The sequence below is a fragment of the Streptomyces polyrhachis genome (assembly GCF_042663125.1).
Taxonomy (GTDB): Bacteria; Actinomycetota; Actinomycetes; order Streptomycetales; family Streptomycetaceae; genus Streptomyces; species Streptomyces polyrhachii.
Window position 1 is genome coordinate 199,001 of record NZ_JBHSZO010000001.1, and the last position, 25,584, is coordinate 224,584.

Here is a 25,584-nt window from a genome sequence, read left to right on the forward strand (position 1 = left end):
TCCCTCCCCCGCTGCCCGCTGCGTTCCCGTAGCTCCCCAGCAGCCGGAAGGAAGCACCCCATGGACCTCGACGCCCTGCTCAGCCGCCTCACCGCCCCCGACGCCCACCCCTTCGCCCTCCTCCACCGCCGCACCCCCGCCCGGCCGCGGGGCACGGTGGAGGTGCTGACCGGTCCGGTCGAGGAGGCCACCGCACTCGCCGGCATCGGGCTTCCGCGGGGCGCCACGGGGAGCGCCGCCACCGACGCGCTGGTCCTCGTCCCGTGCCGGCAGATCCGCGAGCGCGGCTTCGACGTGCGCGACGACGGGACGCCGCTGGCCGTGCTGCGGCCGCTGGAGTCCTGCGAGGTCCCGCTCGACGAGCTGCTCGACGCACTGCCCGACCACGCGGTGGCGGTGGACGACGGGGGCTTCGACGTCCCCGACGCCGCCTACGAGGAGGTCGTGCGGCGGGTCCTGGCGGACGAGATCGGGGCCGGGGAGGGCGCCAACTTCGTCATCCGCCGCACCTACCGGGGCCGGATCGCCGGCTACGGGGCGGCGGACGCGCTGGCGCTCTTCCGGCGGCTGCTCACCGGCGAGCAGGGCGCGTACTGGACCTTCGTGGTGCACCAGCCCGGGGTGCGCACCCTGGTCGGCGCCAGCCCCGAGGTGCACGTGCGGCTGGCGGGCGGGACGGTCGTGATGAACCCGATCAGCGGCACCTACCGCTACCCCGCGGGCGGCCCCGACCGGGCCGGGCTGCTGGCCTTCCTGCACGACCGCAAGGAGGTCGAGGAGCTGTCCATGGTCGTGGACGAGGAGCTGAAGATGATGTGCGCCGTCGGCGACCTGGGCGGCGCGGTGGTCGGGCCGCGGCTGAAGGAGATGGCCCATCTCGCGCACACCGAGTACGAGTTGCGCGGCCGGACCTCCCTGGACGTGCGCGAGGTGCTGCGCGAGACGATGTTCGCCGCGACGGTCACCGGCTCCCCCGTGCAGAACGCCTGCCGGGTGATCGAGCGCTACGAGGCCGACGGCCGGGGCTACTACGCGGGGGCGCTCGCCCTGATCGGCCGGGACGCCGCCGGCGGGCAGACCCTCGACTCCCCGATCCTGCTGCGCACCGCCGACATCGCGGCGGACGGGGCGCTGCGGGTGCCCGTCGGCGCCACGCTGGTACGCGGCTCGGACCCGGCCGGCGAGGTGGCCGAGACGCACGCCAAGGCGGCGGGGGTGCTGGCCGCGCTGGGCGTACGGCCGGGGGCGGCGCCGGTGCCCGCCGGGCGGCCCCGGCTCGCGGCGGACCCCGAGGTGCAGGCGGCGCTGGCGGCGCGGCGCACGGATCTGGCGCCCTTCTGGCTGCGGCTGCAGCAGCCGGCGCCCGCGAGCGCGGGGCAGCAGGTGCTGATCGTGGACGCGGAGGACACCTTCACGGCGATGCTGGCGCACGTGCTGCGGGCGGGCGGGCACGCGGTGTCGGTGCTGCGGCACGACACCCCGGAGCTGGCCGCTCTGGTGGGGCTGCACGAGGGGCCGGTGGTGCTGGGGCCGGGTCCGGGCGACCCGGGGGACGCGGGCGACCCGCGGCTGCGGCGGCTGCGCGCGCTGGCCGAGCGGCTGCTGCGCGAGCACCGGCACGGGCTGCTGGGGGTCTGCCTGGGGCACGAACTCATCGCCGCGGAGCTGGGGTTGCCGATCGTGCGCAAGGACGTGCCGTTCCAGGGGGCGCAGGAGCACATCGACTTCTTCGGCCGCCGGGAGACGGTCGGCTTCTACAACACCTTCACCGCGCGCTGCGACGAGGCCACGCAGGCGGAGCTGGCACTGCACGGGGTGGAGGTCGCCCGCGACCCGGCCACGGGCGACGTCCACGCACTGCGGGGCGAACGTTTCGCGTCGGTCCAGTTCCACCCGGAGTCGGTCCTGACCCTGGACGGCGCGACCCTCGTACGGGAACTGCTGGCGGCGGTGCTGGTGGGGTGAGGGGGCGGCGGGCCGGTACCTGTACGGTGCCGGCCCGTGCCGGCCCGGCCGCCCTCAACCGAAGAGGACCTCTGCTTCCGCGTACTCCGCCGGGCTCACCGTCTTCAGTTTCGCCGTCGCCGTGTCCAGCGGCACCCGCACGATGTCCGTCCCGCGCAGGGCGACCATCGTGCCCCAGTCGCCGTCGCGCACCGCGTCGACGGCGTGCAGGCCGAAGCGGGTGGCGAGCCAGCGGTCGAAGGCCGAGGGGGTGCCGCCGCGCTGGATGTGGCCCAGGACGGTGGTACGGGCCTCCTTGCCGGTGCGCCGCTCGATCTCCTTGGCCAGCCACTCGCCGACGCCGGAGAGCCGCACATGGCCGAAGGCGTCGCGCGAGCCGTCCTTGAGCACCAGCTCGCCGTCGCGGGGCACGGCGCCCTCGGCGACGACGACGATGGGGGCGTAGCGCACCTGGAAGCGGGACTCGACCCAGGCGCAGACCTGCGCCGTGTCGAAGCGCTGCTCGGGGATGAGGATGACGTTGGCGCCGCCCGCGAGGCCGGAGTGCAGGGCGATCCAGCCGGCGTGGCGGCCCATCACCTCCACCACCAGGACGCGCATGTGGGACTCGGCGGTGGTGTGGAGGCGGTCGATGGCCTCGGTGGCGATGTTGACGGCCGTGTCGAAGCCGAAGGTGTAGTCCGTGGCGGAGAGGTCGTTGTCGATGGTCTTCGGGACGCCGACGCACCTGATCCCGTACTCGCCCCACAGCCGGGAGGCGACACCCAGGGTGTCCTCGCCGCCGATCGCGATGAGCGCGTCGATCTCGTCCTTGGCGAGGTTCTCCCTGATCCGCCGTACTCCGCCGTCGAGTGTGAGCGGGTTGGTCCGCGAGGAGCCCAGGATCGTGCCGCCGCGCGGCAGGATGCCGCGGACCGACGGGACGTCCAGCGGCATGGAGTAGCCCTCCAGGGGGCCGCGCCAGCCGTCGCGGAAGCCGGTGAACCCGTAGCCGTAACTCTGCACGCCCTTGCGGACGATGGCGCGGATCACCGCGTTGAGGCCGGGGCAGTCCCCGCCGCCGGTCAGCACTCCTACCCGCATCGCGCGCATCCCTTCCGCCGGGCGGACGTCGTACGGCACCACGCTAACGGTGACGCACGTCACAGGGGATGTGGCGGGGCACTGATTGTGTTGTGGACGGCGGGAGTTGACCGCGGGCGGGCGGATCCGGTCAGCCGCGGCCGGGTCCGGGCCCGTCCCGATCAGGCTCAGTCCGGCTCAGTCCGGCTCAGTCCGCGTCGTCCAGGCCGCGCTCTATGGCGTAGCGGACCAGCTCCACGCGGTTGTGCAGCTGGAGTTTGCCGAGGGTGTTCTGCACGTGGTTCTGCACGGTGCGGTGCGAGATGACCAGCCGCTCGGCGATCTGCTTGTACGACAGGCCCTTGGCCACCAGGCGCAGGACCTCCGTCTCGCGCTCCGTCAGCTGCGGCGCGGCGGGGCCGCCGGAGCCGCCGGAGGAGGGGGACGCCGGCTCGGTGGCCAGGCGGCGGTACTCGCCCAGGACGAGGCCGGCCAGACCGGGCGTGAAGACGGCGTCGCCGCGGGCCGTGCGGCGCACGGCGTCGACCAGCTCGGCGGTGCTGGCGGACTTCACCAGATAGCCCGTCGCCCCGGACTTCACCGCCTCCAGTACGTCCGCGTGCTCACCGCTCGCGGAGAGCACCAGCACGTGCAGCCCGGGCTGCGCGGCCAGCGTCTCGCGGCAGACCTGCACGCCGGGCATGCCCGGCAGGTTGAGGTCGAGCACCAGCACGTCCGGTGTGACGGCCTGGGCGCGGCGCACCGCCTGCGGGCCGTCGCCGGCGGTGGCGACGACCTCGAAGCCGGCCTCCGCGAGGTCGCGGGCCACGGCGTCCCGCCACATGGGGTGGTCGTCCACGACCATCACCCGCACGGCGCCGGGCTGGCGCCCGGCCTGGTCGGTGCTCTCGCTCGGCATCTTCGCTCCCTCGTCGTCGCAGGCAGAGGCTACCGGGTCGGCGCCAACCGCTCGGAGAGCGGCGCTCGTTCAGACCTTCGACCGCTCACTCCCGGCGTCCGGTCACCTCGGCGCCCGCAGCTCCACTTCCGTGCCCTGGCCCGGCGGCGAGATGATCTCCACCGTCCCGCCGATGTCGCGTATCCGGCCGAGGATCGACTGGGCGACGCCGAGGCGCCCCTCGCCCCGCGCCGCCGCGAGGCGGCCCGCCGGGATGCCGGGGCCGTCGTCGCGCACGGTCACCACGACCGCGTCCGGCTCGTCCTCCAGCAGGATCCACGCCCGCGCTCCGGGGCCCGCGTGCTGCTCGACGTTGTCCAGGGCGGCGCCCACCGCCGCCGCCAGCTCCTGCGCGCTGCGGCGCGGCAGCAGCACCGGGGTGCCGGGCTCCGCGTAGGAGACGCGCGTCCCCGCGTACGGCGCCAGCAGCGGGCGCAGGTCGACCGGGCCGCCGGCCCGCTCCGGGCCCGCCGGCGCGTCGGGCGGCCCGCCGCGCCGCTGGGAGCGCCGTCCGGAGCGCAGTCGCAGCCGGGCCCCCCGGGCGGCGCGGGCCCCCTGGACCCCGTACGCCTCGTCGTCCGCGCCGGACCCGCCGCCGGTGACCAGCGTGCGCAGCGCGATCTCCTGCTCGCCCGCCAGCGCGCCCAGCTCCGCCGCCTCGCCGCCGATCGCCGCCCCGCGCCGCTGCACCATGCTCAGCACCTGCAGCACGCCGTCGTGGATGTCGCGGGCCAGCCGCTCGCGCTCGCGGGTGGCCGCCTCGATCTGCAGGGCGCGGGCCAGCGTGCGCTCGGAGGCGCGGGCGACCTCGACGATGTAGCCGATGGCCGTGGCGGCGACCATCAGCAGCACGATGTTGTGGACGTTCCCCTGCACGACGGCGCCGCGCTCGATGATGTTGGAGACCCCGACCGTCGTGGACGCCGCGGCCCCCCAGCGCCAGCCGCCCTTGATCGCGAAGCCCAGCACCGCGCCGGCCGTCCAGATCGACGGGAGCGTCGCCGCGCCGTCCTTGATCTCCGCGGGCGTCTCGACCGCCATCGTCAGCAGGATGCCGGTGAGCGCCATCCCTATGTCGGCGGCCAGGAAGCGGAAGGTGCAGCGCTCGGCGGAGCTGACGCGGCGGAAGGTGGCCACCGTCCAGACCGTGAGCGCGGCCATGAACGCCCAGCCGAGCCAGGGCCGGGCCGCGTCGCCGGCCCGCAGGGACCAGCCGATCAGCGCGTAGCCCAGCGTCAGGACCCGGAACCAGGTCAGCGCCGTCCACAGCGGCTGCTCGACCGACATCCGCACGGGCGTTCTCCCTGCCGCTGCCATCACTCCCCCTGTACGCAGCGCGCGCCGGCCCCCCGCCAACGCTGTGGGCACACCCTATGCGGCGTCTCTGACATCGCCGCCGGCCGGCTGCTTCTCCTCGACCCCGGCGACCCCGGCGGCCTCAACGGCCCCGGCAGTCCCGGCAGTCCCGGCGGCCTCCTCGGCCGCTGCCTTCGCCGCGTCCACGAGCTGGCGCTTGGCCGCCGCGGCGTACATGTCGACGTACTCCTGGCCGGAGAGCTTCATGATCTCGTACATCACCTCGTCGGTGATCGAGCGCAGCACGAAGCGGTCGCCCTCCATGCCCTGGTAGCGGCTGAAGTCCAGCGGCTTGCCGATCCGGATGCCGGGGCGCATCAGCTTGGGCACGAGCTTGCCCGGGGGCTGGATCTTCTCGGTGTCGATCATCGCGACCGGGAGGACCGGGGCGCCGGAGCCCAGGGCGACGCGGGCCAGGCCGCCGGGCTTGCCCCGGTAGAGGCGCCCGTCCGGGGAGCGGGTGCCCTCGGGGTAGATGCCGAACAGCTCGCCGTTCGCCAGCACTTCCAGGCCCGCCTTGATCGCCGCCTCACCGGCGCCGCGGGCACCGGAGCGGTCCACGGGGAGCTGGCCGACGCCTTTGAAGAAGGCGGCGGTGAGCTTGCCCTTCAGCCCGGAGCCGGTGAAGTACTCGGCCTTCGCGATGAAGGTGACCTTGCGGTCCAGCATCGCGGGCAGGAAGAAGGAGTCCGAGAAGGAGAGGTGGTTGCTGGCCAGGATCGCCGGGCCGTCGGCCGGGATGTTCTCCAGACCCTCGACCCACGGGCGGAACGCGTATTTGAGCCCGTTGCCGATGGTCAGCTTCGTCGCGCCGTACAACACCCTCAAGACCTCCCTAGCCTGACGAGGAGACCTTAGCCTGCCCCGCCGCGGACTCGGCCCCGGCGGTACTGTGGAGTACGCCCGTCGCCCCATCGCCCTGTTCCCACCGGGCCGGGGGCGTCAGCGCTTGTGGTCACTTCCTGTTCCGCCCCCGAGTCGAGACGGAGTCCGCGGTGACACTTCTCCCCGGTGCCGAGCCCTACCGCCGTACAGGCGGCGAGGTCGGCGTCCTGCTGTGCCACGGCTTCACGGGCAGTCCGCAGAGCATGCGCCCCTGGGCGGAGTACCTGGCGGAGCGCGGGCTCACCGTGTCCGTACCGCTGCTGCCGGGGCACGGCACCCGCTGGCAGGACATGCAGCTCACCACCTGGCGCGACTGGTACGCCACGGTCGAGCAGGAGCTGCGGACGCTGCGCGAGAGCTGCTCGCGGGTGTTCGTCTTCGGCCTGTCGATGGGCGGCACCCTGGCGCTGCGGCTGGCCGCCCAGCACGGCGACGACATCAGCGGCGTGGTCGTCGTCAACCCGGCGAACCGGCTCCACGGCTTCCTGCCCCGGCTGCTTCCGGTCGTGCGGTATCTCGTGCCGAGCCTGCCGGGCGTCGCGGACGACATCGCCAAGGAGGGCGCGCACGAGATCGGTTACGACCGGGTGCCGCTGCACGCGGTGCACTCCTTCCGGCAGTTCCTCGCCCGGGTGGACACGGAGCTGCCGCAGGTGACGCAGCCGCTGCTGGTGCTGCACAGCCGGGTCGACCACGTGGTGGAGCCGGTGGACTCGGTGCGGGTGCTGGGCCGGGTGTCGTCGGTGGACGTGACGGAGACGGTGCTGGAGCGCAGCTACCACGTGGCCACGCTGGACCACGACGCGGAGCTGGTCTTCGAGGAGAGCTACGCGTTCGTGGCGCGGCTGAGCGGGCTCGCGGACGTGCCCGCCGAGGTCGCCGAGGTCGTCGAGGTGGAGAGCACGGACGAGGGCGAGACGAGGGGAGTCGCGCGTGACGGAGCGTAATCCGGCCGGGGAGCCCGAGGAGGTTCCGGAGGGGCCGCCCGCCGAGACCGCGAAGGCCGCCGACGACCCCGGAGCGCCGTCGGCGGCGGCGCCGCTGGACGAGGAGGCGGCCTGGGCGCAGATCGTCGCCGCCTACGGGGAGGAGCCGCAGGCGGCCCCCGTCGAGCCCCCCGCCGGCTCCCCCGACACCGTCCGCAGCATCACCGTCTTCCCGGCCGGCGGCTCGGTCGACGCCCCGGCCGAGACAGCGGGCGACGCCTCCGCCGACCCCTTCGCGGACTCCTTCACGAACAAGGGCCCGCGCGACTGGGACCTCGCCAAGCCGTCGGAGGGGGACCTCGACAGCTCCGACGAGGGTCACTTCGTACCGCCGGAGCCGCCGCCGCTGCCGCAGGCCGACACCACCACGCGGTTCGCCTGGCTCGGCGTGCTCGGGGGGCCGCTGCTGCTGATTGTGCTGGTGGTGGCCCAGGAGCCGATCACCTGGTGGTCGGCGCTGGTGGGCCTCGGCGGGTTCTTCGGCGGGTTCGCGACGCTGGTGATGCGGATGCGGCCCGGCGACGAGGACGACGACGAGCTGCCCGGGGGCGGCGCGGTGGTGTGAGCGGGGCCGTACGGCGGTGCGGCGCTCCCCTCCCCTGCTTCTGCCGCGCCCGCCCGGGTGGGTACTGTCTCGTCCGATGCACAAGACCCTGATCGTCACGAACGACTTCCCCCCGCGCCCCGGCGGCATCCAGGCGTTCCTGCACAGCATGGCCCTGCGGCTCGACCCCGGCCAGGTCGTCGTGTACGCCTCCACCTGGAACCGCAGCGCCGAGGGCCGCGCGGCGACGGCCCGCTTCGACGCCGAGCAGCCCTACCCCGTCGTCCGCGACCGTACGACGATGCTGCTGCCCACCCCCCGCACCACCCGGCGCGCCGTCGCGCTGCTGCGCGAGCACGGCTGCTCCTCGGTGTGGTTCGGCGCCGCCGCCCCGCTGGGGCTGATGGCGCCCGCGCTGCGGCGGGCCGGCGCCGGGCGGATCGTCGCCACCACGCACGGCCACGAGGCCGGCTGGGCGCAGCTTCCGGTCGCGCGGCGGCTGCTGCGGCGGATCGGTGAGGGTACGGACACCCTGACGTACCTCGGCGGGTACACCCGCGCGCGGATCGCCGGCGCCCTGACGCCCGGGGCGGCGGCGCGGATGGTCCAACTGCCGCCGGGCGTCGACGAGAAGACCTTCCACCCGGGCTCGGGCGGTGCGGCGGTACGCGAGCGGCTCGGCCTCAGCGACCGCCCCGTCGTCGTCTGCGTCTCGCGGCTCGTCCCGCGCAAGGGGCAGGACACCCTCATCCGCGGCTGGGCGCAGGTGCTGCGCGCGGTGCCGGAGGCGGTGCTGCTCGTCGTGGGCGGCGGCCCGTACCGCGCGGAGCTGGAGAAGCTGGCCGCCACCTGCGGCGTCGCGGACTCGGTGCGCTTCACGGGCCCGGTGGCCTGGGAGGAGCTGCCCGCGCACTACGGGGCGGGCGACGTCTTCGCGATGCCGTGCCGCACCCGGCGGGGCGGCCTGGACGTCGAGGGCCTGGGCATCGTGTACCTGGAGGCCTCGGCCACCGGCCTGCCGGTGATCGCCGGCGACTCCGGCGGCGCGCCGGACGCGGTGCTGCACGGGGAGACGGGCTACGTCGTGCCGGGCGGCTCCCCGGCGGCGGTGGCCGAGCGGGTGGTCGAGCTGCTGGGGGACGCGGACCTGCGGGAGCGGATGGGCGCCCGGGGCCGGGAGTGGGTCGAGGAGAAGTGGCGGTGGGACCTGCTGGCCGGGAGGCTGGAGCAACTGCTCTAGGTCCTGTACGAAGTTGGGAAAGGCCCGCACCCCCCGGCCGGGGGGTGCGGGCCTTTCCCGTTCACTACTTCGTGTACAGCGCCTCGATCTCGGCGGCGAAGTCCTTCGCCACCACACCGCGCTTCAGCTTCAGCGACGGCGTCAGATGGCCCGAGTCCTCCGTGAACTGCACCGGCAGGATGCGGAACCTGCGCACCGACTCGGCCTTGGAGACCGCCGCGTTGCCGTCGTCGACCGCCTGCTGGACCGCCGCCAGCAGGTCAGCGTCCGCCGCCAGGTCCGCCGCCGTGGAGCCGGCCGGCTTGCCGTTCTCCCGTGCCCAGCGGACCAGGAACTCCTCGTCCAGGGTGACCAGTGCCGCCACGAAGGGGCGGGCGTCGCCCACCACCATCGTCTCCGCCACCAGCGGGTGCGCGCGGATGCGGTCCTCGATGACCGCCGGGGCGACGTTCTTGCCGCCCGCCGTCACCAGGATCTCCTTCTTGCGGCCGGTGATGGTCAGGAAGCCCTCCTCGTCCAGCGCCCCTATGTCGCCGGTGTGGAACCAGCCGTCGGCCATGACCTCCTCGGTCGCCGCCGGGTTGTTCCAGTAGCCGCTGAAGAGGTGCTCGCCGTGCAGCAGCACCTCGCCGTCGTCGGCCACCCGCACCGTGCTGCCCGGCAGCGGCTGCCCCACGCTGCCGATCTTCTGCCGCTCCAGCGAGTTGAACGCCGTCGCCGCGCAGGTCTCCGTCAGGCCGTAGCCCTCCAGCACCGTGAAGCCGATACCCCGGTAGAAGTGCCCGAGGCGCTCGCCCAGCGGTGCCCCGCCGCTGATCGCGTGCGTGGCCCGGCCGCCGAGCACCGCGCGCAGCTTCCCGTAGACCAGCTTGTCGAAGAGGCGGTGGCGCAACCGCAGGCCCAGGCCCGGGCCGCCCGGCGTCCCCAGCGCGCGGCTGTACGCGATCGCGGTGTCCGCCGCCCGGTCGAAGATCCGGCCCTTGCCGTCGGCCTGCGCCTTCGCGCGCGCCGAGTTGTAGACCTTCTCGAAGACCCGGGGCACGCCCAGCAGCAGCTTGGGGCGGACCTCGCCCAGGTCGTCGGTGAGGTTCTTCACGTCCGGTACGTGCGCGAGCTTGATCGGCGCCAGTACCGCGGCCACCTCCACCAGCCGGCCGAAGACGTGCGCCAGCGGCAGGAAGAGCAGGATCGACGACTCGCCGGGGACGAAGACGGGCTTGAGCCGCTCCACCACGTTGCCGCACTCCGCGAAGAAGCTGCGGTGCGAGAGCACGCAGCCCTTGGGGCGGCCGGTGGTGCCGGAGGTGTAGACGATCGTCGCGGGGTCGTCCGCGCGGGCCGCCGTGGTGTGCTCGGCCAGCAGCGCGTCGCCGACCCCGGCGCCCGCGCGGCCCAGCTCCGCGACGGCTCCCGCGTCGAACTGCCAGACGTGCCGCAGCGCGGGCAGCTCCGCGCGCAGGGAGGCGACGAGTGCCTCGTGCCCGGAGGTCTCCACCACGCAGGCCACCGCGCCGGAGTCGCCGAGGATCCACCGCACCTGCTCCGGCGAACTGGTCTCGTACACGGGCACCACGACGCCGCCCGCGCTCCAGATCGCGAAGTCCAGCAGCGTCCACTCGTAGCGCGTGCGCGACATCAGCGCCACCCGCTCGCCCGGCCTGATGCCGGCCGCGATCAGGCCCTTGGCCACCGCGGTCACCTCGGCGAGGAACTCCACCGACGTGACGTCGCGCCACACGCCGTCCACTCTGCGGGTGACCACCGCCACCTCCGGGTGGAGGGAGGCATTACGGCGGATCAGATCCGTCAGATTGCCGTCCGCCGGGACCTCGTACAAGGCGGGAAGGCTGAACTCGCGCACTACGCATGCTCCTCAGGCACTCAGGGCAGGACCAACCGACACTATCGCCTGCACGGCCGAAGACGGCTGTCGGGAAACTCACGTCCGGCCTCCGCCGCGGGGGCCCCGGGCCTGTTCCGAGTGGCCCCGCGAGTGTCGGCGCAGGCTCTAGGCTGATCACATGCGGGTCCATGTGGTGAGTGACGTGCACGGGAACGCCGAGGCGCTGGCGCGGGCCGGGGAGGGTGCCGACGCGCTGGTGTGCCTGGGCGACCTGATCCTCTTCCTCGACTACGCCGACCACTCCCGGGGCATCTTCCCCGACCTCTTCGGCAGCGAGAACGCCTCGCACATCGTGCGCCTGCGCACCGAGCGGCGCTTCGAGGAGGCCCGCGAGTTCGGCCGCTCCCTGTGGGCCGGGCTGGACCGCGAGGCGCTGATCGAGCAGGCGGTGCGCCGGCAGTACGCGCAGCTCTTCGCGGCCTTCGCCGCCTTCCCCGGCCCCACCTACGCCACCTTCGGCAACGTCGACATCCCCCGCCTGTGGCCGGAGTACGCCCGGGCGGGCACCACCGTGCTGGACGGCGAGCGCGCCCTGATCGGCGGCCGGGTCTTCGGCTTCGTCGGCGGGGGGCTGCCCACCCCGATGCGCACCCCCTACGAAATCGACGAGGAGGCGTACGCGGCGAAGGTCGCGGCCCTCGGCGAGGTCGACGTGCTCTGCTCGCACATCCCGCCGCTGGTCCCGGAGCTGTGCTACGACACCGTCGCGCGCCGCTTCGAGCGCGGCAGCGAGGCGCTGCTGGAGGCGATCCACCGGGTGCGGCCCGCGTACGCCCTCTTCGGCCACGTCCACCAGCCGCTCGCCCGGCGGATGCGCATCGGCCGCACGGAGTGCGTCAACGTCGGCCACTTCGCCTCGCGTGGGACACCGTGGGCCCTGGAGTGGTAGACCACCACCTGGGTGGCAGCGCGAGCCGGACCAGCCGGTAACCTGCCGGGACGAAGGCTGATCGAGGGGATACCGGGCAGATGGCAGAACAGACCAGCTCCAGCATCACGATCGACGCCGCACCCGAGCAGGTCATGGCGGTCATCGCGGACTTCGAGCGCTATCCGCAGTGGGCCGGGGAGGTCCAGCAGGCCGAGGTGCTCAGCACCGGCGCCGACGGCCGCCCCGAGGAGGTCCGCATGGTCCTCGACGGCGGCGGCCTCAAGGACGACTACACCCTCAGCTACACCTGGTCCGGCGAGAGCGAGGTGCGCTGGACACTGGTCAAGGCCCAGCTGCTGCGCGCCCTCGACGGCTCCTACGCGCTGCGGCCCGTCGACGGCGGGGCGCGCACCGAGGTCACGTACCAGCTGGTCGTGGACCTCAAGATCCCCATGTTCGGCATGCTGAAGCGCAAGGTCGAGAAGGTCATCATCGACCGCGCGCTGCCGGGGCTGAAGGCCCGGGTGGAGAGCGTCACCGGTACGGACTGACGGGTCGCACGGTGCGCACGGTCCTGGTCACCGGCTTCGCGGGCGCCGGCCGTACGGCGGTCGCCGCCGCGACCGCCCGGCGCGACCCCTCGGCGCTGCTCGTCACCGCCGAGGACGTCCCCGGCGAGCGCGTCCTGCGCGTCGACGCGGACGCCTTCCTGCGCCGGCACCTCGCCGCGCTGCAGGAGCGGGCCGCCCCCGTACTGGAGCAGCTCGGCGCCGACCCGCTGGAGGCGGAGGAGCTGACCGGCCTGGCGGGCGCGCAGAGCCTGGCACTGCTGGACGCCTGGCACACGGCCCGCGCCTGCGGCCGCTACGAACTGCTGGTCGTCGACCTGCCGCCGCTCCCCCAGGCGCTGCGGCTGCTGGCCCTGCCCGAGGAGCTGCGGCGCTATCTGGCCCGGCTGCTGCCCCCGCGGCGCCAGGCCGCCCGCGCCGCCCTGCGCCCCTTCCTCGCCCAGCTCGCCGGTATCCCCGCGCCGACCGCCCGGCTCTACGCCGCCGCCGAGCGCTGGAGCGCCCGCCTCGACGGGCTGCGGGCGGCCGTCGAGGCGCCGGGGACGACGGTGCGCCTGGTGCTGGAGCCGGGCCCGCGCGCGGTACGGGAGCTGCCGGCGCTGCGCGCCCGCCTGGCCCTGGCCGGGCACACCCTCGACGCCGTGGTCGCCAACCGGGTGCTGCCCGACTCCGCCGACCCCTGGCTCGCGGGCCTCGTACACGAGCAGCGCCGCGCCCTGGACGAACTGGCCCGCCAGCTCCCCGAGTCGGGGCCCCGGCTGTACGAGGTCCCCCACCTCGGCCCCGGCGAGCCCGCCGCCCTGCCCGTACCGGACGTGCCCCCCGCCGAGCGGCCGGCCGAGCCCTGGACGGTCGACGACCTGCTCGCCGACGAGGGCGTGCTGCGCTGGCGGCTGCCCCTGCCGGGCGCCCGGCGCGGGGAGCTGGAGCTGGTGCGCCGCGGCGAGGAGCTGATCGTCGGCCTCGGCCCGCCCGGCGAGCGCTACCGCCGCGCGCTGCGGCTGCCCTCCGCGCTGCGGCGCTGCGTGATCGAGCGGGCCGGGCTGCACGACGGTGAGTTGCGGGTGCGCTTCGCCCCCGACCCCGCGCTGTGGCCGCTGCCCGCCCGCCTCCCCGCGCAGCTCTCCGAACACGGCGCCCCGCAGGAGGTACCGTCGAAGGCATGACGGATCCCTCCAAGAGCCCTTCCGAGAGCGACCCCTGGGCGCAGGCCTGCGCCGAAGACCTCGCCGCCGAGCAAGCCCGCCGCAAGGAGCGGTACGGGACCCCGCCGGGCAGCGCCGCCGAGGAGCTGCGCCGCCTCTTCGACACCGTCGCCGGCCGGCTCACGGGCCCGGCGGCCCGGGTGGCGGGCGCCACCGCGGCCGGCGCCGCCGCCGCGGGGGCCCAGGAGCTCGCCCGCCAGTTCCTCACCACCGCGCGGGCGGCCACGGAGTCGGTGGTCGAGCGCAACCCCGAGGTCTTCGACCACCTCCTGGCCGCGCGCGACGAGCTCCTCGCCGCCTACCGCGCCGCCGCGGCGCGCGACGAGGCCCGCTGGAGCAGGGACGAACCGGACGCCGGGCCCGAGCGCATCGACCTCGACTGACCGTCAAAGGCCGCGAAGTGCTCCGGTAACGTAGCCCTCGCAGCGGGGTCGGACGACAACGAGGGATACATGGGACTCACCATCGGCGTCGACATCGGCGGTACGAAGATCGCGGCCGGTGTGGTCGACCTCCAGGGCGCGATCCTCAACACCAGCACGGTGCCGACCCCCGCCACCCCCGAGGGCGTCGTGGACGCCATCTGCGCCGCCGTCCAGGAGGCCAGCGCGGCGCACCGGATCGAGGCGGTCGGCATCGGCGCGGCCGGCTTCGTGGACGACAAGCGGGCCACGGTGCTCTTCGCGCCGAACATCAACTGGCGCTACGAGCCGCTGAAGGACAAGGTCGAGCAGCGCGTCGGCCTGCCGGTGGTGGTGGAGAACGACGCCAACGCCGCGGCCTGGGGCGAGTTCCGCTTCGGCGCGGGCCAGGGCCACGACGACGTCGTCTGCGTCACGCTCGGTACGGGCATCGGCGGCGGCGTGATCATCGGCGGCCGGCTGATCCGCGGGCGCTTCGGCGTCGCGGCCGAGTTCGGCCACATCCGCCTGGTCCCCGACGGCCTGCTCTGCGGCTGCGGCAGCCAGGGCTGCTGGGAGCAGTACGCCTCGGGGCGCGCCCTCGTGCGCTACGGCCGCCAGCGCGCCGCCGCCACCCCGGAGGCCGCGGCGATACTGCTGGGCCTGGGCGACGGCACCCCGCAGGGCATCCAGGGCAAGCACATCAGCGAGGCCGCCCGGCAGGGCGATCCGGTCGCGGTGGACTCCTTCCGCGAGCTGGCCCGCTGGGTCGGCGCGGGCCTGGCCGACCTGGCCTCGCTCTTCGACCCCTCCGCGTTCATCGTCGGCGGCGGCATCTCCGACGAGGGCGACCTCGTACTGGAGCCGATCCGCAAGTCCTTCCGCCGCTGGCTCGTCGGCAACACCTGGGGCCGCCCGCAGGCCCCGGTGCTCGCGGCCCGGCTGGGCGGCCGGGCCGGGCTGGTGGGCGCGGCGGACCTGGCGCGCCAGGGGTAGCGGTGGCGCTCGCGGACCTGCCGCCCTCGGGCACCGATCCCGCCACGGGCGCGGCGGTGGTCCGCGTGCTCAGCTACAACATCCGCTCGATGCGCGACGACCCGGCGGCGCTGGCCCGGGTCGTCCGGGCCTGCGCCCCGGACGTGGTGTGCGTCCAGGAGGCGCCGCGTTTCCCGCGCTGGCGCAGGCGGGCCGCGCTGCTCGCCCGTCTGACGGGGCTGACGTACGTCGCGGGCGGTGCGACGACCTGCGGCCCGCTGCTGCTGGCCTCGATGCGGGCGCGTGTGGTGCGCACGCGGGAGGTGCTGCTCCCCCGTACTCCCGGGCTGCACCGGCGCGGGCTGGCGATGGCGGTGCTGCGCTTCGGCGCCGCCTCGCCGGGGGCCGAACTGGCCGTGGCCAGCTGCCACTTGAGCCTGGCCGCCGCCGAGCGCGAGGCGCAGACGGGTCTGCTGCTGGAGCACCTGGGCGCGCTGGGCACCCCGCACGCGGTGCTGGCCGGCGACATCAACGAGGGGCCGGGCGGCCGTTCCTTCCGCCAGCTGGCCGCCCAGCTGCAGGACGGCTGGGCGGTCCGCCCGTGGGGCTCGGAGCTGACCCTGCCGCCGGCCGCGCCCCGCACGCGCATCGACGCCGTGTTCGCCTCGCGCGGCGTGGAGGTGCTGGGCTGCGGCGTCCCCCTCGGACTGCCCGGCGTCACGCAGGCGGACCTGATGGCGGCGACGGACCATCTGCCCGTGCTGGCAGCCGTGCGGGTCCCGGCGGGCTAGCGCGCGCACCGCCCGCGTCCCACGATCCTGAATAATCGCTCTCATGTCCGAAGCTGTCCTTCCCCTCCGCACCGCGTCCGGGCCCGGGCCCGAGGCCGCGCCCAGGGCCCCGCGGCCCTTCGCCGCGCGCCTGCGCGCCGCCGCGCCCGCGCTCCTGGGCTACGCGGCGATCCGGGCGCTCGGGCTGCTGGTGCTCGCGCTGTGGTCCGCGAGCCCGGCCAAGGACCTGCGGGTCCTGCTCTCGCAGCGCTGGGACGCCCTGTGGTACGTCCGCGTGGTCGAGCACGGCTACGACTTCACCCTCCGCGCCCCCGACGGGCGGATCCTCTCCGACCTGGCGTTCTTCCCCCTGCTCCCCGCCCTGGAGTCGGCGCTGTCCCGGCTGACCGCGCTCACCCCGGGGGACGCGGGGCTGCTGGTCAGCGCGCTGGCCTCGCTCGCGGCGGCGGCCGGGCTCTACGCGGTCGGCGAGCTGCTGCACGGCCGCCGGGCCGGGATCGCCCTCGCGCTGCTGTGGGGCGCGCTGCCGGTGGCGGTGGTGCAGTCGATGGCGTACTCGGAGTCCCTCTTCACCGCGCTCGCCGTCTGGTCGCTCTACGCGCTCCTCACCGGCCGCTGGATCGGCGCGGGCGTCCTGTGCGCCCTCGCCGGTCTGACCCGGCCCATCGGGGTGGCGGTCGTGGCGGCGATCTGGCTGACGGGGCTGCTGGCGCTGCGGGACGGTACCGGCCGACGGGCCCGGGTCCTCGCGGGGCTGGCGCTCGCACCGCTCGGCTGGCTGGGCTACCTCCTCTGGGTGGGGGTCCGTACGGGCGGGCCGACCGGCTACTTCGGCGTCCAGGCCGCCTGGGGCAACGGCTTCGACGCGGGGCTGACCTTCGCCCGCTTCATCGGCGCCCGCTTCACCGCCCCCGGCGCTGGCCCGCTCGCCGGCCTCGCGCTCTGCGCCGGACTGGCGCTGCCGGCCTGGGCGTTCACCCTGTGCGTACGCGCACGCCAGCCGCTGGCGCTGCTCGTCTACGCCGCCGTGGTCGTCGCGCTGGCGCTGGGCGCCTCGGGCTACATCGGCTCCAAGCCCCGGCTGCTCCTGCCGGCCTTCCCGCTGCTCCTCCCGGCGGCGGTGGCGCTGGCGCGGGCCCGTACGGCGCGGGCGGCGGCCGTGCTCGCCGGGCTGGCGGCGGCCTCGGTGCTCTACGGCGCGGTGTGGCTGACGGGCTCGGGGCCCCCGTAAACCCCGGACCCCTCTTACCCGGGTCCCACCCGGTCTCACCCGAGCCGCTCGCGCAGATAGCGCTGCCAGAGCCGCACCAGCTCCGCCCGCCCGATGCCCAGCCGCAGCCGCAGCGCCCGTTCCACCGCGTCCCCCGGCGCCGCGTCCGCGCCGACCGAGCGGTAGACCCCGCGCAGGGCCTGCGGACCCCAGCGCTCCGCGATCAGCCGGCAGGCCAGCCACGACTGCTCGTATGCCTGCGCGAGCCGGTCCGCGGAGCCGTCGAAGCGGAAGTCGGCGTCCGTCGGGAGGTGGGCGGGCACCTCGCCGCGGGCGAGGGCGTCGGTCAGCTCGGGCGCGGCCTTGCGCGCGTCGCCCGACTCGCCCAGATAGCCCGCCCAGTCCGCGAACCCCTCCGAGAGCCACAGCGGTGTGGCCGCCGAGGTGGCCGAGCGGGTGGCGACATGGGCGGCCTCGTGGGTCAGGACGATCCGCCGGCCGACCTCCCCGAGCCGCCCGTACGCCTCCGGGTTGAGCACCACGCGGTCGGCCGACGCCGCCCCCGGCGGCCCCGAGGCGGCGCTCTCGCCCGTCGTCACCGCGGCGATGCCCTGGTAGCCGGCCGCCGGCGCGTCCAGCAGGTCTGCCATCCCGTCCAGCGTCCCGGGGACGAGGACCACCACCCGCCGCCCCCACCGCCCGTCCCACGCCCGCTCCACCGCCGGCACCGAGCGGTCGGCGACCCGCCCGATCTCCCGCAGCCGCGCCCGGTCGGCGGCGCCGCGCCCGACACCCAGGACGAGCGAGCGCGGGCCGCGCTCCACCAGCACCGGCCCCTGGTCCCACAGCTGCCCGCGCCCCTCGCCGCCGGGGGCGGTCCCGGTCACGTACCAGCGCCCGCCGCGCTCGGTGAGGAGCAGCTGCTGCGCCACGCGTACGGGGGCGGCGTCGTAGCCGCGCAGCCGGTAGCCCACCTCGACCCGGGCCCGCGCCCGGCCGCCGGTGTCGGGCCGGGGCGGGGCGGTGAGCCGGTAGTGCCAGGAGGCCAGCGGCACCTCGGCCAGGTTGCGGAAGAGCGCCGCCTCCCGCGCCCGGTAGCCCCGCGCCCGCGGATCGACGCCGCCGAGGAAGCCCGCCTCGTCGCGCGCCAGCAGGGCCCGCGCGCGCCGGTCCAGCAGCGCCTGCACGGCCTCCCGCGAGGCCCGCGCGGGCCCGGGGTCCGTGCAGCCGCCCACCCCCAGAAGCGTCAGGCATCCGAGGAGGAGGGCCAGGGCGGCGGCCGACGGGCGGTTCAGGCGGTGCACCCGACCGATCGTAGGGCAGCGGACGGGGTCCTCAGGGCCGGGTGACGGAGGCGATGGGCATCATGCCCACCGGGTCGTAGCGCACCTGCGCGCCCGGATAGGGGGCGTGGACGACCTGGCCGCCGCCCATGTAGATGCCGACGTGGCTGGCGTCGCCGCGGTACGTGACGAGGTCGCCCGGCATCGCCTGGCCCAGGCCGACCTGGCGTCCCGCGTAGCGCTGGCCCTGGGAGGTGCGGGGGATGGCCACGCCCGCCTCCCGGTACGCCCACTGCGTCAGCCCCGAGCAGTCGAAGCCCCCGGCGGAGGCGCCGCCCCACAGGTACGGGGTGCCGACGGCCCGCCGGGCGGCGGCGACCGCCCGCCCGGCGTACGAGGAGGAGGCCGGCCCCGCGGACTCCGGCGACGTGCCGCTGCCGTACCCGCGACCGGCGGCGCCCGGGGCCGCGATCCCCTCGGCCCCCTCGGGCAGCGCGGCGACCAGGCGGCGCATCGCGGCCAGCTTGGCGGTGACGGCGCGCTTGTCGCGGGCCACGGTCTCGCGCGCGCGCTCCAGCTCGCGCAGGACGGCCGCGGCCTCCGTGCGCTGCTGCTCCAACTCCCGCCGCAGGCGCAGCAGTCGGGTCAGCCGACCGCTCTGCAGGCTGCTGATCCGCTCCAGGGTGGCGGCCTTGGCCAGATACGCCTCGGGGTCCCGGGAGAGCAGCAGGCCCAGGCCGGGGTCCACACCGCCGGAGCGGTACTGGGCGCCGGCCGCCGCGGCCAGGAGGCCGCGTGCCTCGCCGAGCTGCTCGGCCACGCGGGCCGCGCGGTCGGCGATCCGCTCGGATCTGCCGTGCAGCTCCTCGGTGCGCTCCTTGGCGGCGTTGTACTTCTCCGTCGCCCGCTCGACCTCGGCGAAGAGCTCCTGCACCCGCTTCTCGGGGCTGGCGGGCCGGGTACGGGGGGCCGCGCCGGCCGTGGGCCCGGAGATCGCGGCTGCCGCCGTCGCCACCGTGGCCGCGGTCAGCGTGAGCACGGTGGCGCGGACGGGGCTGAGCGCGGGCAGGACCGCCCGGGGGGCGGTGGGCCGGCTGGTTTGTCGATGGGATGGCACGCCGGAGAATGTAACGGCGCGATCACGCCCGGTCCAAGACCCGCCCCCGCCGCGGAAGGTGACGCTCCGCCACCCCCGCAGGTCATCCCCCGCAGCGACCACCGCACGGCGCGCCCACGATTCCCCCGTTCGGGCGGCACACCCCGCACCAGAGCGGGGCGCGTGCCGGGCGGCGCTCAGCCGACGCGGACCGCTCCCATGTACGGCATGCTGTTCAGCGGCGCGTAGACGATGCCCGTCGTCGGGTTCGAGGCGTGCACGATCTGGCCGTTGCCGGCGTACATGCCCACGTGGTGCAGGTCGCTGTAGTAGAAGACCAGGTCGCCGGGCTGCAGTTGGCTCTGCGAGACATGGGTGCCGGCACCGCTGTACTGGGCCTGCGAGGTGCGCGGAATGCCGACACCGGCCGAGGCGTACGCGGCGGAGGTCAGCCCCGAGCAGTCGAAGGAGCCGGGGCCGGTGGCGCCGTAGACGTAGGGCAGGCCCACCTTGGACTTGGCGAAGCTGAGCGCGGCGGCCGCCCGGGAGGAGGAGGCGGGGGCGTTGCCCAGGTCCGCGCGGGTGGTGGTGCGGCTGGCGGCGTTGGCCTCGGCCAGCTCGGCGCGCTCGGCGGCGGTCAGCCGGTTGAGTACGCGCTGCGCCTCGGCCAGCTTCTTCTGCACCTCGGCCTTGCGCTTGCCCAGCTCGGTGCGGGTCTCCTCCAGGTCCTGGAGCTTCTGCCCGGCCTCCTGGCGCTGCTGGGTGAGGCTGCGCTGCTTGGCGGATATCTGCTTGAGCGCGTCCGCCTGCTTGGCCGAGACGTGGTCCAGCGCGGACGCCCGGTCGAGGTAGGTGTCCGGGTCGGAGGAGAGGAAGAGCTGCATGGAGGGGTCGAGGCCGCCGCCGCGGTACTGCGCCGCGGCCATCGAACCGAGGCCGTCGCGCAGCTCGTTGAGGTCCTCCTGGCCGCGCGCCACCTGGTCCTGGATCTGCTCGACCTGCTTGGTGAGCTTGGCCTGGCGCTCCTTGGCGGCGTTGTACTGCTCGGTCGCCACCTCGGCCTTCTCGTAGAGCGCGTCGACCTTCTTCTTGACTTCGCTCTTGGACGGTTCCGCGTGGGCCGACTGCGTGGTCAGCGCAACAGCTGCCGCCGCTCCGGCCGTGAGAACGGTGACACGGGCGCGGTTGGGCTGCTTCGGTCGACGGTGGGACGCCACGGAGGCAAGCTCCTCTTCCCTCTGGCCGCCTGGCCCGCGATGGCGTCGCGGTGTCGGCGGGACCCTCGTCGCCACCCCGTGTGGGTGATCGACAGTACGAAGGTTCGAGGCTCGACCCTAGTGATGCTCTCGTGATCAGATCAAATCGTTGCGGCTCTTTTCTCGCCCTCGGCCATGATTCTTTACCCGTATCGCACGCACGGTGACGCCGAATTGACTCCCCGCGACGGATCCGGAGATTCCAATTCCGCTTCCCTGGCGCCCAATTGGGACATCACGTCGATAGCGCCACAGAGCGGCGCACGATCCCGATTAACGGCTGAACCGGCGGAAACTACGTCCTCGCCAGTCGCTTCAGCAACAGTACGGCGGCGACCGGGCGGGCGCCCGCCTGCGCGACACCGTCGGCGACCTCCTTGTCGGAGGAGACCACCACCACCGGACGGCCCGGCGGCTCCGCGCGCACCAGGCGGCGGATCAGCTCGTCGGCCGTCTCCCCCGGCTTGCTGAAGAGCACCCGCACTCCGCGCGGGGGCGCCAGCAGCACCGGCGCCGCCAGCTCCGCACCGTCGAAGACACAGGTCATCTCGGCCCCGGTCTGCGCCGCGAGGACCGCGAGGCCGCCCAGCAGCCGCAGCCGCTGCTTGTCCAGCGGCATCGTCGGATAGCCGCTCTTGGTGACGTTGTAGCCGTCCACGACCAGATGGGCCTGCGGCAGCGCCAGCAGCTGGTCCAGCAGCGCGGGGTCGGTCTCGGACAGGGCTCGCGCGGCGATGTCCCGGGGCGACTGGTGCCCGGGCGCCACGGCGGGCACCGTGTCCGCGGGGCGCGTGGTCGCGGGCGGCAGCGCCAGCTCCCGGCGCAGTCCCTGGGCGGCGTCCAGCACCGTGTCGAGCAGCAGCCGCAGCCGCATGTCCTCCACCGAGCGCCCCTCGCGGACGGCCCGCCGGCCGGCCTCCGCCTGGGACTCCAGCTCCGCCACCCGCGCGCGCAGCCGGCGCGACTCGCCGTCCGCCGCGCCGAGTTGGGCGGCCGACTCGGCCCGTAGCGCCGTCAGCTCCGCCTGCAGCTTGCGCACCGCCGCCTCACCGCGCTTGACGTCGCTGAGGGCGGAGCGCAGCTTGCGCTGCAGGGAGTCGGTCTCCTTGCGCAGGGCGTCCTGCTCGGCGCGCGTCCGCTCCGCCTCCTGGCGCGCGGCGCCGCGCGCCTGCGCCAGCTCCTCGCGCAGCCGCTGCAGTTCGCGGCCGGTCTCCTCCCCCACCCGCTCGGCCTGGGCGCGCTGCTCCTCCTCGCCGGCGGCGGCGATGAGCTTGGTCCAGCCCTCGGGGCGCAGTACGTACGCCAGCGCCGCCACGTCCACCGGATCGGCGGCGGCGGGCAGGCTGCCGCTCTCCACGGCCGCGGCCAGCTCCGGCTGCAGCTCGCGCAGTTGGACGGCGACGTGCTGGCGGAAGACCGGCTCGCCCTCCAGCGCCGCCGCCATCGCGTTCCCGGCGAACCTGGCCCGCCGGGAGGGGGTGAAGCGGGCGTACTGGCGCAGCTGTACGGGCAGGTCGGCGACGGTCAGCCGGCCGAAGCACTCCCCCGCCAGCGCGACCGTCCGCCGCCGTACGGCCTCGGGCAGCGGACGGTCGAGGGCCTCACCGCCTGCCGTCCCACCTGCCGACGCGCTGTCCGGTGCGGTGTCCGCACCGCCGGTACGCTCCACCACCCGCCTGTCACCTGCCCTGTCCGTGCTCTGCCGTACGCGTCCAACCGCTCCGTGTGCAACCCTAACGGGCCGAGCGCCCACCAGGGCGGCCGGTTAAAGTGAGGCGCCGCCCGCGAAGGACCCCGGGCGGCCCAGTGGGAGACGGGAGACGGGCAGTCATGGTCACTGCGATCGTGCTCATCAAGACCAGCGTGGACCGCATCCCGGAGATCGCCGAGGCGATCGCCGCGCTGGAGGGGGTGAGCGAGGTGTACTCGGTGACGGGGGCGCACGACCTGATCGCCCTGGTGCGGGTGGCGCACCACGACGAGCTGGCGGACGTCATCCCGGGCCGGATCAGCAAGGTCCCGGGCGTGGCCGCCACGGAGACGCACATCGCCTTCCGCACGTACTCCCAGCACGATCTGGAGGCGGCGTTCGCCATCGGGCTGGACGCCTGACCCCTCCTGCGCCCCCGCCCCTCACCGCACCCGGGCGACCAGCTCGCCCACCGCGGTCAGGAAGCGCTCGACGTGCTCGTCCGGCGTGCCCGCGCCGAAGCTCACCCGCAGCGCGTGCAGCGGGCGTCCGGCGGGGTCGGCCGCGGTGTCCGTGTCGACTGTGTCGGCTGTGTCGGCAGGGGGAGCAGGGGGGGCCTCGCAGTCGGCCGGCTCGTCGCCCGGGGCGTCCAGCAGGGTCCGTACCAGCGGGTGGGCGCAGAAGAGCCCGTCGCGCACCCCGATGCCGTACTCGGCGGAGAGCGCCCGGGCCAGTGCCGAGCTGTCCCAGCCCTCGACGGTGAGGGAGAGCACGCCCACCCGGTCGGAGTCCTCGCCGAAGAGGGAGAGCACGCGCACCCCCTCGATCGCGGCCAGACCGCCGCGCAGCCGGGCCAGCAGCCGGGCCTCGCGGGCCACCAGCGCCTCGAAGCCGGCCTCGGTGAGCGCCTTGCAGGCGGCGGCGACGGCGTAGGCGCCGATCACGTTGGGCGAGCCGGCCTCGTGGCGGGCTGCCGTGGTGTGCCACTCCACCGAGACGCCGCCGCCCGCGCGGCGCGCCACGCTGCGGCTGGCGCCGCCGCCCGCCAGGTACGGCTCGGCGCTGCGCAGCCAGTCCGCGCGTCCGGCCAGGACGCCGGTGCCGAAGGGCGCGTAGAGCTTGTGGCCGGAGAAGGCCACCCAGTCCACGTCCCAGGCGGCGAGGTCCACCGGGCGGTGCGGGGCGAGCTGGGCGGCGTCCAGCACGATCCGGGCGCCGTGGCGGTGCGCGGCGGCGGCGAGTTGACGTACGGGCCAGACCTCGCCGGTGACGTTGGAGGCGCCGGTCACGCAGACCAGCGCCGGGGCGCCGGCCGCGCGTGTCGCCAGCGCCGCCTCCAGCCGGCCGACCGCCTCGCCCGGCGAGCGCGGCGCGTCGAGGTAGACCACCTCGGTGTCCGCGCGGCGCTCCCAGGGCAGCAGGGCGGCGTGGTGCTCGGTCTCGAAGACGAACACCCGGGTGCGGGGCGGCAGTACGGCTGCCAGCAGGTTGAGCGAGTCGGTGGTGGAGCGGGTGAAGACCACCTGGTCGTCCTCGCGGCAGCCGAGGAAGCCGGCGACGGTGGCGCGGCTGGACTCGAAGAGCTCGGTGGAGAGCTGCGAGAGGTGCCCGGCCCCGCGGTGCACGCTGCCGTAGTACGGGGCGTAGGCGGCCACCTCGTCCCAGACGCGGCGCAGCGCCGGGGCGCTGGCGGCGTAGTCCAGGGCGGCGTAGAGGGCCTCGCCGCCGCCGGCGAGCGGGACGCGCACCTCGTCGCCCAGCACGGGCAACGGGGCGTCGCAGGCGGCGGGCGCGGTGGCGGGTGCAGCGGGTGCAGCGAGTGCAGTGGGAACGGCGACGGCGCTGTGCACGGACATGACGGGATCTCCCTCGACGACCAGGACCCCTGGCGTGCGAGGGGTCCGCGCTTGCCGCAGGCCTTGCTGCCTGCGGCCCGGTCATCACCCGGGGCACCCCGCCACGGACGGAGGGTTGCCGGACAGCGGGCCGGGGCCTGAATCGCTGTCACTCGTGACCTGGTCAGGAGTATGCCCACGCGCCCGCCGGATCGCAAGACGGTTGTCCGCTCCGTGGGATGCCGCAGCCGCGCGCAGGGGCGCCGCCCCGGGTGGGCAACGCCCCTCGTACGCCTGCCGCTTGGGACCTCTCAGCTGTTGCTGGCCGCCACCCAGCGCTCCAGCGTCCGCTGGGCGGATCCGGAGTCGATCGACTCGGCCGCCCGCACCATCCCGGCCGCGAGCTGCTCCTCCAGGGGGGCGTCCGTCAGGTCCAGGGCGGTGAGCGCGGCGGCCGAGTTGAGCAGCACCGCGTCCCGTACCGGGCCGCTCTCCCCCGCCAGCAGCCGCCGGGCCACGTCCGCGTTGTACGAGGCGTCCGCGCCCCGCAGCGCCGCGACGTCCACCAGCGGGATGCCGAGGTCGCGCGGGTCGAAGGAGCTTTCAGCGACCGTGCCGTCGCGGACCGTCCAGACCCGGGAGGTGGCGGTGGTCGTCAGCTCGTCGAGGCCGTCGTCGCCGCGGAAGACCAGCGCCGAGGAGCCCCGCTCGGCCAGCACCCCGGCCATGATCGGCGCCATCCGGGCGTCGGCGACGCCGGTCGCCTGGGCCCGCACCCGCGCGGGATTGGTCAGCGGGCCGAGGAAGTTGAAGGGGGTGGCCACCCCCAGCTCCTTGCGCGCCTGGGCGACGTGGCGCAGCGCGGGGTGGAACCTCACCGCGAAGCAGAAGGTGATGCCCGCCTCCTCGGCGACCTCCACCACCCGCTGCGGAGTCAACTCCAGGTTGACGCCGAGCTTTTCCAGCACGTCGGAGGCGCCCGAGGCGGAGGAGGCGGCCCGGTTGCCGTGCTTGACGACCTTGGCGCCGACGCCCGCCACGACGATCGCGGACATGGTGGAGATGTTGACCGTACGGGCCCGGTCGCCGCCGGTGCCGACGATGTCGACCGTCGGGCCGGGGACGTCGATCACCCGGGCGTGCGCGTACATGGCGCGCACCAGGCCCGTCATCTCGGCGGTGGTCTCGCCCTTGGCGCGCAGGGCCACCGCGAAGCCGGCGATCTGCGCGTTGGTGGCCTCGCCGCGCATCACGCGGTCCATCGCCCAGGCGGTGTCGTCGGCACCGAGGTCCCGCCCGTCCAGCAGCGCACTGAGCAGGTCGGGCCAGGTGCGAGTGCCTCCGGCCGGTGTGGCAGCGCTCATGCGGGGTCCCTCCTGTGCTCGTGCGCCCGGCGGCGCGGCTCGGTCGTGCCTGCGCAGCCTATCCGCGCGGCGCGCACGCGTGTGCCCCGTGCCCATTCCTCGAAACCCCGCTCCTCCCCGGGGAACGACCCGGGCGCAC

General features: G+C 75.1%; 23 protein-coding genes and 1 riboswitch. Of the genes, 12 read left to right on the forward strand and 11 right to left on the reverse strand.

The genetic code is table 11. From position 1 onward, the window contains the following. The first annotated feature begins 60 nt into the window (after nucleotides 1–60). Complete coding sequence (locus ACFQLX_RS00875; RefSeq protein WP_386410540.1) at nucleotides 61–1,965, forward strand: anthranilate synthase family protein; 1,905 nt, start codon at nucleotides 61–63, stop codon at nucleotides 1,963–1,965. Nucleotides 1,966–2,019: 54 nt separating this feature from the next. Here ACFQLX_RS00875 and ACFQLX_RS00880 read toward each other — a convergent pair whose 3' ends face one another. From ACFQLX_RS00880 to ACFQLX_RS00895, 4 genes are all read right to left on the reverse strand, one after another. Continuing rightward, nucleotides 2,020–3,048, reverse strand: coding sequence for a 6-phosphofructokinase (locus tag ACFQLX_RS00880; RefSeq protein ID WP_386410671.1), 1,029 nt, complete (start codon nucleotides 3,046–3,048; stop codon nucleotides 2,020–2,022). Between the two features lie 187 nt (nucleotides 3,049–3,235). Further along, nucleotides 3,236–3,946, reverse strand: a complete 711-nt coding sequence (locus ACFQLX_RS00885; protein WP_386410543.1) for a response regulator — start codon at nucleotides 3,944–3,946, stop codon at nucleotides 3,236–3,238. Nucleotides 3,947–4,048: 102 nt separating this feature from the next. After that, on the reverse strand, nucleotides 4,049–5,272 hold the full coding sequence (gene macS, locus ACFQLX_RS00890) for a MacS family sensor histidine kinase (protein ID WP_386410674.1): 1,224 nt from the start codon (nucleotides 5,270–5,272) through the stop codon (nucleotides 4,049–4,051). A gap of 84 nt (nucleotides 5,273–5,356) precedes the next feature. Next, nucleotides 5,357–6,163: a lysophospholipid acyltransferase family protein gene (locus ACFQLX_RS00895; RefSeq protein ID WP_386410677.1), complete on the reverse strand. Its 807-nt coding sequence runs from the start codon at nucleotides 6,161–6,163 to the stop codon at nucleotides 5,357–5,359. Between the two features lie 173 nt (nucleotides 6,164–6,336). Between ACFQLX_RS00895 and ACFQLX_RS00900 the strand changes: the two genes are divergently transcribed. The 3 genes from ACFQLX_RS00900 to ACFQLX_RS00910 all read left to right on the forward strand — a co-directional run bounded on the left by ACFQLX_RS00900 (nucleotide 6,337) and on the right by ACFQLX_RS00910 (nucleotide 8,996). Further along, on the forward strand, nucleotides 6,337–7,173 hold the full coding sequence (locus ACFQLX_RS00900; protein ID WP_386410546.1) for an alpha/beta hydrolase: 837 nt from the start codon (nucleotides 6,337–6,339) through the stop codon (nucleotides 7,171–7,173). After that, nucleotides 7,160–7,777 (forward strand): hypothetical protein, encoded by a 618-nt coding sequence (locus ACFQLX_RS00905; protein WP_386410549.1) that lies wholly within the window; start codon nucleotides 7,160–7,162, stop codon nucleotides 7,775–7,777. The genes ACFQLX_RS00900 and ACFQLX_RS00905 overlap by 14 nt, the downstream gene beginning before the upstream one ends. A gap of 76 nt (nucleotides 7,778–7,853) precedes the next feature. Beyond that, entirely contained in the window at nucleotides 7,854–8,996 is a 1,143-nt protein-coding gene (locus ACFQLX_RS00910) for a glycosyltransferase family 4 protein (protein ID WP_386410552.1), read from the forward strand. 64 nt (nucleotides 8,997–9,060) lie between these two features. On the opposite strand, the gene ACFQLX_RS00915 is transcribed toward ACFQLX_RS00910, so the two are convergent. Further along, a complete protein-coding gene (locus ACFQLX_RS00915) occupies nucleotides 9,061–10,857 on the reverse strand; it encodes an AMP-dependent synthetase/ligase (protein WP_386410555.1) in 1,797 nt (598 codons plus the stop codon). 160 nt (nucleotides 10,858–11,017) lie between these two features. Here ACFQLX_RS00915 and ACFQLX_RS00920 point away from each other — a divergent pair, with 160 nt between their 5' ends. The 7 genes from ACFQLX_RS00920 (at nucleotide 11,018) to ACFQLX_RS00950 (ending at nucleotide 16,942) form a co-directional block, all read left to right on the forward strand. After that, nucleotides 11,018–11,788 (forward strand): metallophosphoesterase family protein, encoded by a 771-nt coding sequence (locus ACFQLX_RS00920; RefSeq protein ID WP_386410558.1) that lies wholly within the window; start codon nucleotides 11,018–11,020, stop codon nucleotides 11,786–11,788. A gap of 80 nt (nucleotides 11,789–11,868) precedes the next feature. Then, nucleotides 11,869–12,321 carry an SRPBCC family protein gene (locus tag ACFQLX_RS00925; protein WP_386410561.1) on the forward strand — a complete coding sequence of 151 codons (453 nt, stop codon included), beginning with the start codon at nucleotides 11,869–11,871 and terminating at the stop codon, nucleotides 12,319–12,321. Between the two features lie 11 nt (nucleotides 12,322–12,332). Further along, nucleotides 12,333–13,505: an ArsA family ATPase gene (locus tag ACFQLX_RS00930; protein WP_386410562.1), complete on the forward strand. Its 1,173-nt coding sequence runs from the start codon at nucleotides 12,333–12,335 to the stop codon at nucleotides 13,503–13,505. Continuing rightward, nucleotides 13,502–13,927: a DUF5304 family protein gene (locus tag ACFQLX_RS00935; RefSeq protein WP_386410564.1), complete on the forward strand. Its 426-nt coding sequence runs from the start codon at nucleotides 13,502–13,504 to the stop codon at nucleotides 13,925–13,927. The genes ACFQLX_RS00930 and ACFQLX_RS00935 overlap by 4 nt, the downstream gene beginning before the upstream one ends. 69 nt (nucleotides 13,928–13,996) lie before the next feature. Then, nucleotides 13,997–14,941, forward strand: coding sequence for an ROK family glucokinase (locus ACFQLX_RS00940; RefSeq protein WP_386410566.1), 945 nt, complete (start codon nucleotides 13,997–13,999; stop codon nucleotides 14,939–14,941). Nucleotides 14,942–14,943: 2 nt separating this feature from the next. Then, on the forward strand, nucleotides 14,944–15,711 hold the full coding sequence (locus ACFQLX_RS00945; RefSeq protein ID WP_386410568.1) for an endonuclease/exonuclease/phosphatase family protein: 768 nt from the start codon (nucleotides 14,944–14,946) through the stop codon (nucleotides 15,709–15,711). Between the two features lie 43 nt (nucleotides 15,712–15,754). After that, nucleotides 15,755–16,942, forward strand: a complete 1,188-nt coding sequence (locus ACFQLX_RS00950; RefSeq protein WP_386410570.1) for a mannosyltransferase family protein — start codon at nucleotides 15,755–15,757, stop codon at nucleotides 16,940–16,942. Between the two features lie 35 nt (nucleotides 16,943–16,977). Here the strand turns inward: ACFQLX_RS00950 and ACFQLX_RS00955 are convergent, their stop codons facing one another. The 4 genes from ACFQLX_RS00955 to ACFQLX_RS00970 form a co-directional block, all read right to left on the reverse strand. Next, entirely contained in the window at nucleotides 16,978–18,225 is a 1,248-nt protein-coding gene (locus ACFQLX_RS00955; RefSeq protein WP_386410572.1) for a hypothetical protein, read from the reverse strand. 31 nt (nucleotides 18,226–18,256) lie between these two features. Further along, nucleotides 18,257–19,321 carry a C40 family peptidase gene (locus ACFQLX_RS00960; RefSeq protein WP_386410574.1) on the reverse strand — a complete coding sequence of 355 codons (1,065 nt, stop codon included), beginning with the start codon at nucleotides 19,319–19,321 and terminating at the stop codon, nucleotides 18,257–18,259. A 176-nt stretch (nucleotides 19,322–19,497) separates the two neighbouring features. Continuing rightward, nucleotides 19,498–20,517: a C40 family peptidase gene (locus ACFQLX_RS00965; protein WP_386410577.1), complete on the reverse strand. Its 1,020-nt coding sequence runs from the start codon at nucleotides 20,515–20,517 to the stop codon at nucleotides 19,498–19,500. 334 nt (nucleotides 20,518–20,851) lie between these two features. Further along, complete coding sequence (locus ACFQLX_RS00970) at nucleotides 20,852–22,228, reverse strand: NYN domain-containing protein (protein WP_386410579.1); 1,377 nt, start codon at nucleotides 22,226–22,228, stop codon at nucleotides 20,852–20,854. A 158-nt stretch (nucleotides 22,229–22,386) separates the two neighbouring features. Here ACFQLX_RS00970 and ACFQLX_RS00975 point away from each other — a divergent pair, with 158 nt between their 5' ends. Then, a complete protein-coding gene (locus ACFQLX_RS00975) occupies nucleotides 22,387–22,668 on the forward strand; it encodes an Lrp/AsnC family transcriptional regulator (RefSeq protein WP_386410580.1) in 282 nt (93 codons plus the stop codon). 21 nt (nucleotides 22,669–22,689) lie between these two features. Here the strand turns inward: ACFQLX_RS00975 and ACFQLX_RS00980 are convergent, their stop codons facing one another. Together ACFQLX_RS00980 and trpD are read right to left on the reverse strand one after the other, a co-directional pair. Continuing rightward, complete coding sequence (locus tag ACFQLX_RS00980) at nucleotides 22,690–24,102, reverse strand: aminotransferase class V-fold PLP-dependent enzyme (protein WP_386410582.1); 1,413 nt, start codon at nucleotides 24,100–24,102, stop codon at nucleotides 22,690–22,692. Between the two features lie 42 nt (nucleotides 24,103–24,144). Beyond that, nucleotides 24,145–24,262, reverse strand: a riboswitch (SAM riboswitch). 130 nt (nucleotides 24,263–24,392) lie between these two features. After that, nucleotides 24,393–25,445, reverse strand: coding sequence for an anthranilate phosphoribosyltransferase (gene trpD / locus ACFQLX_RS00985; RefSeq protein WP_386410584.1), 1,053 nt, complete (start codon nucleotides 25,443–25,445; stop codon nucleotides 24,393–24,395). Nucleotides 25,446–25,584 lie beyond the last annotated feature (139 nt).

What these genes read in the sequence shown, in the direction of transcription:
- ACFQLX_RS00925 (WP_386410561.1), top strand. Translation starts at nt 11,869, where the DNA reads ATGGCAGAACAGACCAGCTCCAGCATCACGATCGACGCCGCACCCGAG.
- ACFQLX_RS00935 (WP_386410564.1), top strand. Translation starts at nt 13,502, where the DNA reads ATGACGGATCCCTCCAAGAGCCCTTCCGAGAGCGACCCCTGGGCGCAG.
- ACFQLX_RS00980 (WP_386410582.1), bottom strand. Translation starts at nt 24,102, where the DNA reads ATGTCCGTGCACAGCGCCGTCGCCGTTCCCACTGCACTCGCTGCACCC.
- ACFQLX_RS00920 (WP_386410558.1), top strand. Translation starts at nt 11,018, where the DNA reads ATGCGGGTCCATGTGGTGAGTGACGTGCACGGGAACGCCGAGGCGCTG.
- ACFQLX_RS00885 (WP_386410543.1), bottom strand. Translation starts at nt 3,946, where the DNA reads ATGCCGAGCGAGAGCACCGACCAGGCCGGGCGCCAGCCCGGCGCCGTG.
- trpD (WP_386410584.1), bottom strand. Translation starts at nt 25,445, where the DNA reads ATGAGCGCTGCCACACCGGCCGGAGGCACTCGCACCTGGCCCGACCTG.
- ACFQLX_RS00880 (WP_386410671.1), bottom strand. Translation starts at nt 3,048, where the DNA reads ATGCGGGTAGGAGTGCTGACCGGCGGCGGGGACTGCCCCGGCCTCAAC.
- ACFQLX_RS00950 (WP_386410570.1), top strand. Translation starts at nt 15,755, where the DNA reads ATGTCCGAAGCTGTCCTTCCCCTCCGCACCGCGTCCGGGCCCGGGCCC.
- ACFQLX_RS00940 (WP_386410566.1), top strand. Translation starts at nt 13,997, where the DNA reads ATGGGACTCACCATCGGCGTCGACATCGGCGGTACGAAGATCGCGGCC.
- ACFQLX_RS00875 (WP_386410540.1), top strand. Translation starts at nt 61, where the DNA reads ATGGACCTCGACGCCCTGCTCAGCCGCCTCACCGCCCCCGACGCCCAC.
- ACFQLX_RS00975 (WP_386410580.1), top strand. Translation starts at nt 22,387, where the DNA reads ATGGTCACTGCGATCGTGCTCATCAAGACCAGCGTGGACCGCATCCCG.
- ACFQLX_RS00910 (WP_386410552.1), top strand. Translation starts at nt 7,854, where the DNA reads ATGCACAAGACCCTGATCGTCACGAACGACTTCCCCCCGCGCCCCGGC.
- macS (WP_386410674.1), bottom strand. Translation starts at nt 5,272, where the DNA reads ATGTCGGTCGAGCAGCCGCTGTGGACGGCGCTGACCTGGTTCCGGGTC.